This is a genomic window from Paenibacillus ehimensis NBRC 15659 (genome assembly GCF_004000785.1).
GTDB classification, from domain to species: domain Bacteria; phylum Bacillota; class Bacilli; order Paenibacillales; family NBRC-103111; genus Paenibacillus_G; species Paenibacillus_G ehimensis.
Map to the genome: position 1 here is coordinate 1 of NZ_BILX01000082.1, position 15,488 is coordinate 15,488.

A 15,488-nucleotide genomic window follows, 5' to 3' on the forward strand; every position below is an offset into this window, starting at 1 on the left:
CGGCCCTTCGGATCGGTTATCGGCTCGCGCACGACGCCGCGGACTGCGCCGCTGGTCCCGATCGTCACCGCGTAAACGCCCGGCTCGAAAGCGCCGACGCCCAGGTTGGCCAGCACGCCGTCGGACGCGCCAACGACAAAAGGCGTATCCGCCGAGAGGCCCATCGAAGCTGCATGTCCTGCGGTCAGCCCCTGCAGCACATGCGTGGTCGATACGGGCTCCGACAGCTGTTCGGGCCGGACGCCGCACGCTTCGAGCGCCTGCTTATCCCACGCCAGCTCCCGGAGGTTGAACAACCCGGTGCAGCTTGCCAGCGAATAGTCGATGACCAGCTTGCCGAACAGCTTGCCGAACACGTATTCCTTGATGCCGATAAATTTATGCGCCTGCTCGAACAGGTCCGGCCGGTTGTCCCTGAACCACATCAGCTTCAGCAGCGGCGACATCGGATGAATCGGGGTGCCCGTATTCCGGTAAATGTCATGGCCGTTCCGCTCTTCCTTCAGCACTTTGACGTAGCCTACGCTGCGGTTGTCCGCCCACGTAATGCAGCGCGTCAGCGGCTGCAATTCGCGGTCCACCGCGATCAGGCTGTGCATCGCCGAGCTGAACGAGACGCACAGCACTTGCCCGGGCAGAATGGCCGCTTTGCTGACGACTGCGCGAATGGCGGTAAGAACCGCTTGAAAAATTTCTTCCGGGTCCTGCTCGGCCATGTCCGGTTTGGGCGTGTAAAGCGGATACTCCACCGCATGGGAAGCGAGCACGCGGCCGCTCCGGTCGATCACCAGCGTCTTGGTGCTCGTCGTGCCGATATCCGCGGCGATAATGTAAGGCTTGGGTACAGACAAACCGCTCATTTATACCAGATTCCCTTCGCTGTTGAATGGCAGATCGTACGGGTCGGTCAAAATCTCGATGTCCGGATGAAGCTTGGCTTCCTCGAGCAGGTTGACCGAAATTTCGATTTCGCCCAAATGCAGCGTATCCCGTATACGCACCAGCCGGCATTGGGTATAATCCAAAATATTGCATGTTTTAACCGCGGCTTTGATCGCGTACAGGTCGTTTTCGAGCGTCGTTGCGATTTTGGTCGGCGCGCACACCGTGGAAGTCAGGCCGTTAGCGTAAGTCGCGGCCAAATCCATCTTGTCGACCAGCCGCTGCGTCGTGAAATCGGCCGTGCCGACGCCGTTGGCATTGCCTTTCGTTTCCGGCGTCGTGTCAAGCACCACCATCTTGGACACATCGGGGCCGCCATGCGCATACGGCGTCGGATAACGGCCGGTAATGTTCGGGTCCATGCCGTCGCCGCTGATGTTTTTGCCGATGTAATCGATAACCAGCACGTCGATTTGATCGAACAAAATTTTCGGCAGCCGGGCCTTGGCGATCTCGAGCAGCGCCATTTCGCGTTCTTCCACTTGGGCTGCGGGCAGCACTTCGACGATGCACGTTTCGTCGTATGCATTTTCCACCAGCGCCACGCCGAACAGGATTGGCAGCTTCTCAAGCATAATCCGCGCCATGGCCGGCACGTTTTCAGCCATATATTTGAAGCCGAGCTGGTGGCACGCTTCCGCTCCTTTTTGCTTGCCGAGCCCGATGGAAATCATTTTCATAATGCCGCTTTCGATTTTGCCGCGGAAGGCGGTGTGCGGCTTCACCCGGTTGATGACGACGATGGCGTCCGCCTCGTAAGCGTACTTGTCGACGTAAACCGGAAGGCCGTTCGGCAGCTGGTCGATCTGCACGACTTCCATCGTCGAGCGGATCGGCACTCCCATCGCTTCCTCCGTGACGCCGAGATGATGAAGCACTTCCTTCTGCCCTTCGGCGGTCGCGCCGCCGTGGCTGCCCATGCAGGGGACGATGAACGGATGGGCGCCCGCCCGTTTGATCGCATCGATCGTCGTCCGGGTGAAGGCGGCGATGTTCGCCACGCCGCGGCTCCCTACCGCTACGGCCACCTGCTGGCCCGGCTTGATCCGGTCGATGGCGCCGGGCTTCGCCAGCTCGCGCTCCAAATCCTCGGTCGGGCGCTCCAGCCGGGTTCCGTCGAATTTTTGACGGATACGGACCATTTGCGGAATCGGGATGTCTTGCAGAAGCGTTCTGAGTACGCTCATATTACTTGCCTCCCCAAACGAATTATAAGGATTTGACGGAGTCGCGGATGACCAGCTCCGTATGGAAAAGAACGACCGATTTTTCCGAATGCTTCGTCTCGATGAACTTCAGAAGCTTCTCCGCTCCGGCCCGGCTCAGCTCTTCGATCGGTCTGCGGACCGTGGTCAGCGCAGGCGACATAAAAGCCGAGAACAGGTGGTCGTCGAAGCCCGCCACCGAGATGTCCTCCGGCACCGACAAGCCCCGCTCCGTCACGGCTTTCACCGCACCGAGCGCCATATCGTCGTTGCAGCAAAAGACGGCGGTCGGCCGGTCGGGCAGCTCCAGCAGCTTGCTCATGGCCGCGTGACCGCTTTCCAGATCGTAATTGCCGCTGACGAAATACGTTTCCGGGACGGAGATCCCGTGCTTGCGGAGCGCCTCGCAATAGCCGTCGCGGCGGGCTTGCGTCGATTTGAACCCCTTTTTCCCCTCGATAATGGCGATATGGCGGTGTCCCTGCTGCACCAGGTATTCCGTCAGCCGGTAAGCGCCGCTCTGGTCATCTGGGACGAAGTTCATCACTTGGACGCTCTCGACAGGCCGGTTCAGCACCACAAGCGGAATTTCTTTGTCCGATGCATATTCGATGAACGACTGGTCGCTTTCGCTTTGGCTCATAACGATGATGCCGTCGAAATTTTTACGGTTCACCTTATGGAAGCTCTTGTAATCGTCAATCCCCCGGACGATCAAGTTGTAGTCGTCTTTAATGACGTCGTTCACGCCTTTGATGGCCTCGTACAAAAATCCGGCGGAAGTACCGGTATGCAGGGTTGTAAAAAACAGCCCTAAATTGTATGATCGATCCAGCACCAGGCTTCGCGCGCTGTAATTCGGCGTATAGTTCATGCTTCCCGCAATCGCTTTGATGCGCTCTTTCGTTTCCGGGTTGATCAGCGGGCTATCGTTCAATGCCCGGGAAACGGTCGTATGCGACACGCCGGCCAGTTTGGCGATGTCTTTGATCGTAACACTCATGGGACCACCTCTCCTTCATCATAACATAGAAATGCACACGTTAACAATGCTATTTTCTTGCGCATCTTCCGCCTAAAACGGAATTTTGTACATTGCATGTCCATCGACGAATTCCCTTTTGTAAAAGTTAAGTATCGCTTAAAGAAGGCTGCTTATGGAGCTACTTCTTCTCTGTGGCAAAATAAAGCGCGGCCACGACCGGGAAAGCTGTTCCAATCCATAATGCTGTACTCCACCCCCCCGAGGCGTACGCCCATCCCCCGATTGCGGATCCGATCGCGCCGCCAAAAAAGAAAATAGCCATGAAAAGCCCGTTCAGACGGCTGCGGATTTCCGGTCCCAGGGAAAAGATCGCGCGTTGTCCAAGCACAAGATTTGCGGATACTCCGGCATCCAATAATATGGCTGAAATGACAAGAACGGTTATTCCGACGGGCGAGCCGGTTTGAATCATAAGCGGCAACAAAACAGAAATGATGACCGCAGCGAGCGCTATCCATGTTCCGCGTCTCGTCCAGCCGCGATCAGCCAGCCGTCCGGCAACGGGGGCCGCTACCGCACCCGCGACACCGGCAAGTGCAAACAACGCAATGGCTTTCTGCGAAAAATGAAAAACCGGGCTGGATAACAGCAATGGAACCGTTGTCCAAAATAAGCTGAAGGTCGCAAACACACACGCATGATATGCCGCGCGGCGGCGTAAGACCGGCGTCGTTCGCAGCAAGTGCCACATCGAACCAAGCAAAGCTGCATAGCGCGTGGTTGTCGCTGGCTTTCTTGCAGGCAGCACTTTCGACAGAACGATCGCCAAAATAACAACGGCTGAGGCAGACAAAGCGAATATGGCATGCCAGCCCAAGAAGTCGGCTACCAGACTGGACAAGGGACGTGCCAGCATGATTCCAAGCAACAGACCGCTCATGATATTACCGACAACACGGCCGCGTGTATTTTCTGTGGCCAGGTAGGAAGCGAAAGGTACCAGCACTTGTGCCGCAACTGAACCCAACCCGATAAAAAGGGAAGCCCCTAAGAAAAGCAATGGGTGTTCGGCCATAGCGGCAGCTGCAAGGGCTATAGCTGTAAGAAGTAACGATACGACGATCAGCCTTCGGTTTTCAACAATATCTCCCAAAGGCACGACAAACAGCAAGCCGACAGCATATCCGATCTGCGTTAGCGTTACAATAAAGCCAGTACTGCCTTCGGAGAGCCCGATTGAAGAGCTGATTAACCCCACCAAGGGCTGTGCATAGTAAAGATTGGCTACAATGATCCCGCATGCCGTCGCCAGAAGAAGGGTAAGCCACGTCGGAATATTTTTCTCGATTGCTTGTTTATTTGAACCAGTCATTTTTAAACAACTCCTTATTTTGGAAATAAAGAGAGGTCGGCCGCGTAATGTCGAAACTCAAAAGTCTATCCTTTCCGCTTCCTACGAATTATTGTTGGAAAATGGCTTTGCAGCGGTCACGGTTGAAAAGATTGCAGATCGCGCCAAAGTTAGCAAAGCCACGATTTATAAATGGTGGCCTAACAAGGCTGCCGTTGTCATGGACGGTTTTCTATCCGCCGCCTCGGCAAGGTTACCCGTGCCTGATACGGGCTCGGCATTGAACGATATTCTCATTCACGCTACGAATGTAACCCGTTTTTTGACCAGTCGGGAAGGGACCATCATTACGGAGTTATTAGGCGAAGGGCAGTTTGATTCCGGATTGGCTGAAGCCTATCGGGCCCGATATTTCCAGCCCCGCCGGCTTGAGGCCAGGCAGCTTTTGGAAAAAGGGGTTCATCGCGGGGAATTGAAAAAAAATCTTGATATTGGCGTATGCATCGATCTCATTTACGGACCGATTTTCTATCGCTTGCTTGTGACAGGCGAAACATTGGACGATGCTTATGTCCAGCAGCTGGTGATGAATGCATTTGAAGGAATTCGTTCCCGGCCCGTTATATAACACGTCAAAAAGGCCTGTGCTCCTACCCGCACAGGCCGTTCAGCGGCTGCCCGCTGCGCTGCGGAATGCTCCGCCATCGCCCCTTCGCAGCCGTATGATATTACATTTCGAGCAGCAGCATCTCCTGCCGGAGTTCCATGAGCCTTTCCTTACATCGTTCGACCGTTTCTCCGTCTCCCTCTTGAAGCGCGTCATGCAGCGTAGCCAGCTCGTAATCCAGCTCCAGCCGCAGCACCGGAATCCGTTCATCCGGCCGTCTGGACCGGAACGCCTGCATCATTTCTTCCACCGTGACCACTGGTTCCTTTTGGAATAACACCTTATGTTCCACCCCCGAAATTTCAACCATACGGATGATTTCGCCGAACATGATGTTTTCAATCAGAATCTGCCGGTCTTTAAAGCGCTTTACTACCGCGTGTCCGCGGGTATCACCGATCATCTTTTCCATCAGCTCCGCCAGCTTTTCGTCTTTGAAGGAATAATTGCCCACAATTTTATATCGCTCTCCGATCCGCTGAAACCGCAGTTTCACCAGCTTGCGCCCGGTCCGGATCGAGACGATAAACTGTTGGTCGCTCTCGTTCCAATAGAGCGAATAGCCTTCTTGAATGAGCGTTTTGATGAAGTTACGGATTAGCCGACGGTCAAACCGTAACTCAAGGTTGCAATATTCCACTTCATGACTCTTGCTCACGGCAATCCCCTCCTTGATGATATCTTGCTTAATGAACAGCGACGTCTTCTGGTTCGGCCCGTGCTGCTGCCGGCGTGTGTATTGGCGTGAACGCTAGTGAACATGTTTATCTCTTTGATAGAATTTTCTGACTATTCTGTTTCTTAGTTCTATCTTATTATGAATCATATGATTTAGCAACTTGGATTATTGATTTTTTTAACGTTTTTTTAACCTATTTTTTTGTGGCCGCTGTATCTCCGAAACTCCGAAACGAAAAACGCCTCCGCCCCAAGGCGAAGACGTCTTGACGTATATTCGATTGCCTCCCGCGCTAACCGGCTTCCGTTTCGCCCGGCTTCATGACGACGGAGCCGATGCCGAGCAGCACCAGTGCGAAAAGTCCCAGCACGCCCAGATGCATGGCGACATCCCCCAGCCCTTGCCCCGAGCCGAGCCTGCGAATGGCCTCGATCGCCCAAGTCTGCGGCACGAAATTGGCCAGCTTCTGCATGAACTCGGGCATGATCGATACCGGCCAGAAGCAGCCCCCGAGCATGCAGGTCGGTGCCGCTACCATCGAGTTCACGGCGCCAATATTTTCGCTGTTGCGGATCAATCCGGCCACCGCGCTGCCGATGCCTATGACCGCCAGCAGAAAGCACTCCATCACAAGAAGATGCTGCATGAAAGGCAGCCCGTACGAAAAGTTCATCACATACCGGGTAAACGTCAATACGAGCACGATTTGCAGCGTTCCAACTGCGAAACTGCCGAGGAAATTGCCGAGCATGATTTCGTAGGCGCGGACAGGAGCCGTAAACATTCGGGTCATCGTTTTTTGCTTCCGGTCTTCGACCATGATGGAGACGGAGTTGTTGACCAGGCCCATCAGGAACATCAGCAGGATACCCGTAGCAAGGCCGAGTGACGGACTGGCGTACCAGCCGTAATCAGTGCGTGCCGCACGAACCTGATGCTTCTCCACCTGCTCCAGAACGAGATTCAGCCGGTCGTCGGCCTGGCCTGAAGCGTCCAGCGCGCGCAGTGACGCGCTTACCTGACGGATCGTTTGGTCCAAGCTCATCCGAAGCGTGAAGGACGACTCGCTCATCGACAGCTCCAACAGCTCCACGCGCATGGCGCGGCCTTCCTTCAACCCTTGGGAGAAGCCGGCGGGGATGATGAATGCCGCATCCGCTTTGTGCTCGATCACCGCCGTTCTCATCGCGTCGGGGGTTGGTGCTGTGGAAAGCCGATAGCGGCCGGTATGCTCCAGCTCCCGCAAAAGATGCCGGCCTACCGCTCCTTCGTCCGAATTGATATAAAGGACGGAGGCCTTCTCGTCCTTCTTTGCGGAAAAGCCGATAATCAGCGACACGATCAAAGCCGGGGCAACGATAAACAACAGGAAGCCTCTCCGGTTTCCGATCGTTCTTTTGATTAAATTGAGGGCGATAAACAGACTATTCACGGTATCCCACCTTCCGGTATGCCGCGAAGGCAACGGCCGCCAGCGCGGCGGCGATCGCAGCCAAAACCGTAACATGATGCAGCACAAGCTGCGGACTTCCATCCAGCATCGACTGGAGGATGCTTTGCATGGCCCAATAATTGACCGTAAACTGCCCGATCCGCTCAAGCGCCCCTACCTGCGGAACAAAGCCCCCGCTGAAAAAGGTCATCAGCATAATGACGATTTGGAACGCCATCGTCACCGACTTGATGTTGCGGCAGTATAGCGAGCTTAGCATCGCCAGGGCCATCGAAGCCAGCGTGACGGCCAGACATACCGCAAGCAGAATGGCCGGGCGATTCCCCCAATTGACACCATAGGCAAAATGGGTCACTCCGATGATGACAAACGCCTGGAACAAGGTCAGCAGCCCATTCCCGAGCATTTTGCCGCACATGATCTGATCCATTGTCACCGGCATGGAACCAAGTCTGAAAAGCGTATGGTCCTCACGCTCGTTTACCAGGCTGATAGATGCGGTCATCCCGGCGTACAGCATGAACATGACGAGCATCGAGACGGCATAATATTGAAGCGCCGTATACTCCTTGCCCTCGTTTCCCAGCTTGCCCTTCGTTATGAATGATTCAGAGACACCGGTATAGACGGATGTGTCTGCCGGATGAGTCATTACGGCCTGCGGCCCCAAAGTCAGGGCGGCAGCCTGTATGCTGTTTGCGTAAGCAAGATAGCTTTCCAGCGCCGTCTCGGCGATCAGGTTCTGTCCCCGGTCTTTGCCTGCTATAAGCTCCCACGAAGCCGGTTTACCCTGCAGCAAAGCTTCTCCGAAGCCCTCTGGCACGATCAAACCGTATTCGGCTCTTCCCTCCTGCAGCGCGCGCACCGCTTCCTCGCGGCTGGGCGCTTCCTGCGTCTGGAGGATTTCCTTAGTTTTCGGATGGTCCAAATACGCTTTGAGCGGCCCGCTCCACCGGCTCTGATCCTGGTTCACCACAGCGACCTTCACGGGCGTAATCTTGACATCCTCCGCTTTAAATTCCTTGGAGAGCGCAGCGCCCAGAATGAAGATCAGAAGCAGCGGCAGCAAAAACAAAACGAGCATCACCACTTTGATGCGGCTTAGCCGGAGAAGCTCGTAACCGGCCACGGTCCATAAAACGCGCATGCTTTCCGCCCCCTAATCCCGAAGCGTCCGTCCCGTCAAGGACAGGAACAGCGCCTCCAGGTCCGGCTCCACGCGGGTCAGCGATTGAATGACGACCTGATGCTTCGATAAAATATACAAGATGTCCTGCAGTGAATTGGGCGAGGACGGCAAATAAATTTCAAGCGTCCGGTCGTCTCTCGCCACCTGCCGGATGCGCGGATGTGCCTGCAGCTCGGCCACGGCCTCTTCTTTGACCTCGGCGACTTTGACGATCAGCTTCTCGTCCGAGGAGACGAGCGCCCGCAAATCCTCCTGCGTGCCGCACGCGATCAAGTGACCGTGATCGATAATGCCGACCCGCGTGCTGATAGCGGCCACCTCTTCCATATAATGGCTCGTATAAATGATGGTCGAGCCCATCTGGTTCAGCTTGCGGACCGAATCGAGAATATGGTTGCGGGATTGCGGATCGATTCCAACCGTCGGCTCGTCCATGATGATCAGCTTCGGCCGGTGCATGATCGCGCACGCGATGTTCAGCCGCCGCTTCATCCCTCCCGAATAAGCGCCCGGCTTATCGCCCTGCCGGTCCGACAGCCCCACGAATTCCAGCGCTTCCTGCACCCGCTCGCGCAGCAGCTCCCCGCGCAGACCGTACAGCTTGCCGAAAAACGTGACGTTTTCCCTCGCCGTCAAGTTCTCGTAAATCGCGAGCTCCTGCGGCACAAGTCCGATCTTCCGCTTGATCTCCAACGGGCTGGCGGCAACGGAAACGCCTTCGATCCGCATTTCGCCTTGATCGATTTTGAGCAGCCCGCAGAGCATTTTGATCGTGGTGCTTTTCCCGGCGCCGTTCGGTCCGAGCAGACCGAATACTTCCCCCTGCCGGATGCTTAAATTCAGATGATCTACGGAAATGTTGCCGCCGTACCGTTTGACGACATCTCTGATTTCGATAAATGACACACGCGTCCGCTCCTTGTAAGGTGATGTGCTTGATTGTATTGTACCGCCCTTCAAGGCGCGAAACAGGTAGCTTTCGTCATTTGTTGGGAATGACGAAAGTCATGAAAGCCCGCCTTATGATATAATCGCATATGGAGGCGCATAAGGAATGCTGTTATTGCTGCGTTACGCACTAATTCTTTTTCCCGCCGTCAGCACGGCTTATATGCTGCCGCTCGAACGAAGCGGGCAGCTCACTTTTTATACGCTGGTCCTGCTGGCCGTCGCCGAAATAAGCCGCTCCTGGCTTCCGGGGCGGGCGCAGAACTTGGCGGCTGCGGCCGAAATGCTGTTCGTCACCTGGCTCAGCCTGCAAATGGAAGGGATGATGTTCGCCTGTCATTACTCCACGTTGACGGCCTATATGCTGAAGGAGCGCTCGGGCCTCCGCTGGTTTCTGCTTGCGCTGCAGGCTCTGCTGTTGAACGTCTCGCTTACCGCCCATCCCGACATGGAGCTGAAGCTTACGGCCAATCTGCTGCTTGCCACCGGCGCGCTGCTGCTGTACGGTTGGGCGGAAACCGGCGACCGGAAGCGGGAGCTGGAGCAGGTATACGACGAACTGCGAAGCAAAGCCTACGAGCTGGATGCCGCCCGCAGAAGGCTTGTCGAATACGCCGGCAAGGTGGAGCAGTTGGCCCAGACGGAGGAGCGGACCCGCATATCGCACGAAATTCACGACGATCTCGGACATAAGCTGATCCGGCTGAAGATGATGCTGGAAGCGATCATCCGGATTTCGCCCGGCCAGCCGGAGAAGGGCATGGAGATGACCCGGATCGTCCGGGATCAGCTGACGGAAGCGATGGATACGCTGCGGCGGACGGTCCGGCGGATGAAGCCGCCGGCCGAGGAGGGACAGAGCTTCTCGCTTCAGCGGCTGATCGAGGGGTTCGCAGCCGATCCCCAGCTTCAAATCCGCAGCGAAATCGCCGGCATGCCGCGCCCGCTCTATCCGAGTCTGGAAATCGTGCTTTACCGGAATGCTCAGGAAGCCGTGACCAACGCTCTTCGTCACGGGCAGGCTACCGAGGTGCTGATCGAGCTGAGCTTCGAGGAGTCCAACGTCTCCATGACCGTTTCCAATAACGGAACGCTGCCGGATCCGGACGCTATGGCCAAGGGACTCGGTCTCAGCGGCATGGAGGAACGGACGCGGCTGGTAGGCGGAGAGCTGCTCATTGAAACCGGCGGCCGGTTCGCCGTCACGACCCGCGTGCCGACGCCCGGTTCGTCATAAGGGACACCGATGAAAGATTCCAACCATGAGGAGGCGGGTAAACTGCCATGATTCGAGTATTGATTGTTGACGACGACCCGTTTATCCGCGAAAGCATGAAAATGATTTTGGAGCTGGATCCGGGATTAAGCGTCGTGGGAGCGTGCGGCGACGGAAATGAAGCCCACCGCTTTTTTACCGACGGACAAACCGCCGACGTCGTGCTGATGGATATTCGCATGCCTAACTGCTCCGGGGTCGAAGGCACGCTGAAGATCAAGCAGACGTCGCCCGACACCCGCGTGCTCATTCTGACGACCTTCGACGACGACGATTATATCATCGAGGCGCTGCGCAACGGCGCAAGCGGCTACCTGCTCAAGAATATCCCGCCGGACCGTATTGTGCAAGGTATCAAAACGGTTCACCAAGGCAATTGGCTCATCCATCCGGATATCGCCCGCAAGCTGACCGGCTGGATTCACCCCCAATCTTCCGCGCAAGCCGAGGCGGCTTCGGAGCAAGTGACGCAGAGCCGCAAGGACCCGTTTGCCAGGTTCGAATCGTACGGCCTTACCCCGACGGAGAAGCAGGTGGTCGAGAAAATCGCGGAAGGGCTGTCCAATAAAGAAATCGCCCAGGAATTGTTCCTGAGCGAAGGGACGATCAAAAATTACATATCGGAGATTTTGAGCAAGCTCGGCCTGAGAGACCGGACGCAAATCGCCATTCTCTATTGGAAACACGAAGCTTAACGTGTGCCCCGTTTGTTGGCTTCCTCCTGCAAATCGATGCGGTCGATCATGTTGACCGTGTAGCTGAGCTCGGAGGAAGCATTGTTTTTCGTCAGCTTCACACGCCCCAGCATAAACCGCTTGACCACACCTCCGTTCGGCGGCGGCGGACTGTTCGGAGCGACAGGCAGCTGCACGGTTTCGTGGAACAAGTAATCGTATTCGTCCTCTTCCTCGCGCTTGTCGATAATGACCGCTTTTTGGTAAAACACCATTTCCCCATACTTGAGCATCTGCGAATTTTTGATGTACGTCCGCAGCGCATCGATCTTTTTCGGACTGACTTCCCCGTTGATGATGTAATTGTCGCCATTGGTGGAATACACCTGCTCCGGGTTCTGCCGCCAGCGCTTCTTCAGCTCCTGCTCATTGATGTACACCACGCCGGTCAGGCGCTCCCGCGCTTTCTTCAAGCCGCTCGTATCGATTCCCATCCGTTTGACGTCGGTTTCTCTGTAATACGGAACATAGGCGGACAAATTCTTCTTGTTGTACGTCAGAAGCATCGGGTATTCGGCCCCAAGGTACTTGAGCGTGATCGAGTACGGGTCGGACAGCTCGATCGATTCGTATTCCTGGTTCGAATCCTCCGGCTTCTGCTCGGGATTGATCCTGCTGTTGATGTAGATCGTCTTCGTATCTTCTCTCCAGAGCAGGTTGGCGCCAAGCAGCCGGGTCAGATCGGCCAGCGGCAGGTAGCTCTTGTCCTTGTACACCAGCGGCGATTCCGACAGCTTGACGGGCTCCCCGTCCAGGACGAGATTGAAATCGGGACGCAGGTAAGCGTCTACCCGCTGCAAAACATCCTCGGCATAAACGCCGGCGGCGAACGCTCCGCTAATGATCGCAGCCAGCGCCGCGACTCGCTTCATTCGCTTCATTCACACCCATACCTTTCTATATAAATAGGAAAAATGTGGTCTGCCTCTATCATTCGACAAAAGACCGCGAAATCCTGCAAAATTTGTAGTTGACAATACACCTAATTCCTATAAAATAAGTTGGTATAGTTGATTTTGCGTTTTTTCATGTCTCTTCGAGGAGAGTGAATCCATTGATTGAAATCAAAGACGTCAGCAAGACGTTCCATCAGCGTACCGGCGGCAGCTTTACCGCCATTGACAACGTTTCCCTGACGATCCGCAAGGGCGAGTTCGTCTCCTTGCTCGGCCCGTCGGGATGCGGCAAGTCCACGCTGCTCAATCTGGTCGCCGGTCTGGAGCAAGCGGAGCAGGGAACCATTACGGTGAACGGCAAGCCCTGCAGCGCGCCGGGGCCCGACCGCGTCGTCGTCTTCCAGGAGCACGCCTTGTTCCCGTGGCTGACGGTGCTGGATAACGTCGCGTTCGGACTCAAGCAAAAAGGCATCGGCAAAAAGGAACGCGAAGCTCTGGCAATGGAGCAGATTAAGGCGGTGCATTTGAGCAAATTCGCGGACCGCTATCCGCACGAGCTGTCGGGCGGGATGAAGCAGCGAGCGGCCATTGCCCGGGCGCTGGCGATGGACCCGGAAATTTTGCTGATGGATGAGCCTTTTGCAGCACTGGACGAACAGACCCGGCTCATTCTGCATAAGGAGCTTGAAGAAATTTGGATGCGGACGCGCAAAACGATCCTGTTCATTACGCATAACATCCGCGAAGCCGTTATCTTGTCAGACCGCGTGCTGGTCATGTCGACCCGTCCCGGGAAGATCAAGAAGGAATTCGCCGTTCAGGCGGCGCGTCCCCGCGATTACGCCGACTCCGTCCTGCATCACGTGGAAGCCAGCATTATGGATGCGCTGGCCGACGAGCTGGAAAAAGTGGTAAAGGAGGAGATGGGCGATGAGTACAGCATTAAGAAGGGGCCTCTTCCTGGTTCTGCTCTTGATAGCGTGGGAAGCGGGATTTAGAATATTCGACTGGGGCTGGAAGTTCCCTTCCGTCACCCAGACATTTCAAGCGTTCTACGACGGATTCGTCCACGGGCAGCTGCTTGAAGCGACGTATCAAAGCCTGAAACGGCTTCTGCTCGCGTTTGTCGTTTCGATTCTGGTCGGCACGGTGCTCGGCTTCCTGTTCGCCCGGTACCGTCTGATCGACGACACGATCGGCTTTCTGGTCGTGGCGCTGCAGACGATTCCGAGTATCGCCTGGCTGCCTTTTGCCATCATCTGGTTCGGGATGAACGATTTCTCGGTTATCTTCATCACCATGCTGGGCGCGACGTGGACGATGGCGATGGCCAGCCGGACGGGGATCAAAAATATCCCTTCCATTTATATCAAGGCGGCGCAAACGATGGGAACCGGTGACGGCATGCGCATGTTTTACCAAATCATGGTCCCCGCCGCGTTCCCGCATATGATTACCGGCGTTCGCGTCGCTTGGGCTTTTGCCTGGCGGGCGCTTGTTGCGGGCGAGCTGATCGCCAAAGGCGTCGGCCTCGGACAGCTGCTGCAGGACGGCCGCAATCTGGCGGATACGGCGCTCATGCTCTGCATCGTGATCATTATCGCCGTGCTCGGCACGGTGTCCGACCACTTTTGCTTCAAGCGGCTTGAGGATAAACTATTACTGCGCTACGGGTTGATCAGCGGCAAAAAATAATCAATTGGGGGCAACACGGCCGAGCGGCCGATGTTCAACAAAGGAGAGAAACGGTACGATGAAAAAGTGGTCTGCACTGCTGGCGGTCGTTCTGACCGCATCACTTGCGCTTTCCGCCTGCGGAAGCAAAACGGAGGCGCCGCAAGACGGAGCCGGAGGCGCAGGAGCGAACAAACCGGCCGCGGCGAAAACGGTACGGCTCGGCATTTTCAAGAACGTCACCCACGCGCCGGGCTACGTCGCTCTGGAGCAAGGCTTGTTCAAGAAATACTGGGGCGAGAACGTCAAGATCGAGGTGACGCCGTTCGACAACGGGTCCGACTTCTCCACCGCGCTCGCTACCGATCAGATCGACCTTGGCTTCGTCGGTCCCGGACCTTCGACGAACCAATTTCTGAAAAGCAAAAACTTCCGCGTCATTTCCGGTTCGAATAACGGTGGCGCCGTGCTTGTGGCCGGTAAAGATTCCGGCATCAACAGCGTCAAGGATTTGGTCGGCAAAACCGTGGCCATCCCGACGAAAGGCAGCACGAACGAAATTTCGCTCCGCCTGCTGCTGAAGCAGAACAATTTGAATGTGACGACCGATAAGAGCGGCGTACAGATCATCGCCCGCGCCCCGGCCGATACGCTCGTGACGATGCGCCAGAAAGAAATCGACGCGACGCTCATTCCGGAGCCGTGGGGTACGCAAATGGAGCAGGAAGGCATCGGCAAAGTGATTGTGCCGTGGGATCAAATTCCGCCAAACAACGGCAATTATCCGCTCACGATTCTCGTTGCCGGCGACAAGTTCCTGAAGGAAAATCGCGAGCTGGCGAAGCAAGCGATCCAAGCGAACGCGGAGGCGATCGACTTTATCAAGAAGAATCCGGACAAAGCGTATGAACTGATCAATAACCAATTGAAGACGCTCAGCGGAAAAGGAATGGATGTCGCCTTGATTAAAGCGGCGATCTCCCACTTGAATCTGACGACGGACGTAAGCAAGGAAGCGATCGAAGAAATGGCCCGCGTCTCCATCGAGGCCGGCTACATCAAGGACGTGAAGAAAGAGGAGCTGGACCTCAGCAAATTCCTTGACCTCTCGCTCTTGAACGAAGTGAAGCAGGGCAAATAAACGCCAGAGCCGCGCAGAAGCGCATAAAAAAACAGGCAGGAGCCGTTATCGGCTTCTGCCTGTTTTTGCTTGTTCGGCTGTCCGGAATTGGCCCGGCTCCCATTTCTCCACGGTGCTCAGGCGATTGAAAATGGTCGTTCGACCTTTCATCAGCTCGTTCAGGGCTTGCTGCACCCAATATTCCGACTCGTTATCGAGCGCGACGTTGCCTCGTCCAGCAGCAAAATCGGTGCATTTTTCAGGATCGCTATTGCAATCGCAATAATTTCCACAGCCAAGAGACGGCCTTCCATAAGGTCACCCTAGGCATGCGTTCTTGTACCGCCCCTTTGCCCCCTTTCAAGGAGG

Annotated in this window: 15 protein-coding genes; 6 read left to right on the top strand and 9 right to left on the bottom strand. The window is 55.8% G+C overall.

Annotation, left to right across the window (positions count from 1 at the left end; translation table 11 throughout):
* The 4 genes from PEH01S_RS29135 to PEH01S_RS29150 form a co-directional block, all read right to left on the bottom strand.
* The coding region (locus tag PEH01S_RS29135) for a gluconokinase (RefSeq protein WP_164828068.1) at positions 1-860 on the bottom strand (860 nt) is incomplete at its 3' end.
* Positions 861-2,129, bottom strand: a complete 1,269-nt coding sequence (locus PEH01S_RS29140; protein ID WP_025853249.1) for a nickel pincer cofactor-dependent isomerase, group 22 — start codon at positions 2,127-2,129, stop codon at positions 861-863.
* A gap of 22 nt (positions 2,130-2,151) precedes the next feature.
* A complete protein-coding gene (locus tag PEH01S_RS29145) occupies positions 2,152-3,150 on the bottom strand; it encodes a LacI family DNA-binding transcriptional regulator (protein ID WP_127489660.1) in 999 nt (332 codons plus the stop codon).
* A gap of 160 nt (positions 3,151-3,310) precedes the next feature.
* Entirely contained in the window at positions 3,311-4,504 is a 1,194-nt protein-coding gene (locus PEH01S_RS29150) for an MFS transporter (protein WP_127489662.1), read from the bottom strand.
* Positions 4,505-4,523: 19 nt separating this feature from the next.
* On the opposite strand from PEH01S_RS29150, the gene PEH01S_RS29155 reads away from it, so the two are divergent.
* Positions 4,524-5,111: a TetR/AcrR family transcriptional regulator gene (locus tag PEH01S_RS29155; RefSeq protein WP_127489664.1), complete on the top strand. Its 588-nt coding sequence runs from the start codon at positions 4,524-4,526 to the stop codon at positions 5,109-5,111.
* Positions 5,112-5,211: 100 nt separating this feature from the next.
* Here the strand turns inward: PEH01S_RS29155 and PEH01S_RS29160 are convergent, their stop codons facing one another.
* From PEH01S_RS29160 to PEH01S_RS29175, 4 genes are all read right to left on the bottom strand, one after another.
* Positions 5,212-5,808, bottom strand: a complete 597-nt coding sequence (locus tag PEH01S_RS29160; protein WP_025853253.1) for a hypothetical protein — start codon at positions 5,806-5,808, stop codon at positions 5,212-5,214.
* Between the two features lie 313 nt (positions 5,809-6,121).
* Complete coding sequence (locus PEH01S_RS29165; protein ID WP_127489666.1) at positions 6,122-7,261, bottom strand: ABC transporter permease; 1,140 nt, start codon at positions 7,259-7,261, stop codon at positions 6,122-6,124.
* Entirely contained in the window at positions 7,254-8,429 is a 1,176-nt protein-coding gene (locus tag PEH01S_RS29170; protein ID WP_127489668.1) for an ABC transporter permease, read from the bottom strand. The genes PEH01S_RS29165 and PEH01S_RS29170 overlap by 8 nt, the downstream gene beginning before the upstream one ends.
* Positions 8,430-8,441: 12 nt before the next feature.
* A complete protein-coding gene (locus tag PEH01S_RS29175; protein WP_025853256.1) occupies positions 8,442-9,377 on the bottom strand; it encodes an ABC transporter ATP-binding protein in 936 nt (311 codons plus the stop codon).
* A 148-nt stretch (positions 9,378-9,525) separates the two neighbouring features.
* Between PEH01S_RS29175 and PEH01S_RS29180 the strand changes: the two genes are divergently transcribed.
* Together PEH01S_RS29180 and PEH01S_RS29185 are read left to right on the top strand one after the other, a co-directional pair.
* Positions 9,526-10,656: a sensor histidine kinase gene (locus PEH01S_RS29180; protein WP_127489670.1), complete on the top strand. Its 1,131-nt coding sequence runs from the start codon at positions 9,526-9,528 to the stop codon at positions 10,654-10,656.
* A gap of 47 nt (positions 10,657-10,703) precedes the next feature.
* Complete coding sequence (locus PEH01S_RS29185; protein ID WP_025853258.1) at positions 10,704-11,390, top strand: response regulator transcription factor; 687 nt, start codon at positions 10,704-10,706, stop codon at positions 11,388-11,390.
* Here PEH01S_RS29185 and PEH01S_RS29190 read toward each other — a convergent pair.
* On the bottom strand, positions 11,387-12,301 hold the full coding sequence (locus tag PEH01S_RS29190) for a stalk domain-containing protein (RefSeq protein WP_246063098.1): 915 nt from the start codon (positions 12,299-12,301) through the stop codon (positions 11,387-11,389). The two genes, PEH01S_RS29185 and PEH01S_RS29190, sit on opposite strands and share 4 nt — an antisense overlap.
* A 182-nt stretch (positions 12,302-12,483) precedes the next feature.
* Here PEH01S_RS29190 and PEH01S_RS29195 point away from each other — a divergent pair, with 182 nt between their 5' ends.
* The 3 genes from PEH01S_RS29195 to PEH01S_RS29205 are packed head-to-tail and all read left to right on the top strand — an operon-like array spanning position 12,484 to position 15,140.
* Positions 12,484-13,323 (top strand): ABC transporter ATP-binding protein, encoded by an 840-nt coding sequence (locus tag PEH01S_RS29195; protein ID WP_025853260.1) that lies wholly within the window; start codon positions 12,484-12,486, stop codon positions 13,321-13,323.
* Positions 13,256-14,020: an ABC transporter permease gene (locus tag PEH01S_RS29200; protein WP_036715523.1), complete on the top strand. Its 765-nt coding sequence runs from the start codon at positions 13,256-13,258 to the stop codon at positions 14,018-14,020. Before PEH01S_RS29195 ends, PEH01S_RS29200 begins: the two co-directional genes overlap by 68 nt.
* A 58-nt stretch (positions 14,021-14,078) precedes the next feature.
* Positions 14,079-15,140 carry an ABC transporter substrate-binding protein gene (locus PEH01S_RS29205; protein WP_025853262.1) on the top strand — a complete coding sequence of 354 codons (1,062 nt, stop codon included), beginning with the start codon at positions 14,079-14,081 and terminating at the stop codon, positions 15,138-15,140.
* The last annotated feature ends 348 nt before the right edge of the window (positions 15,141-15,488 follow it).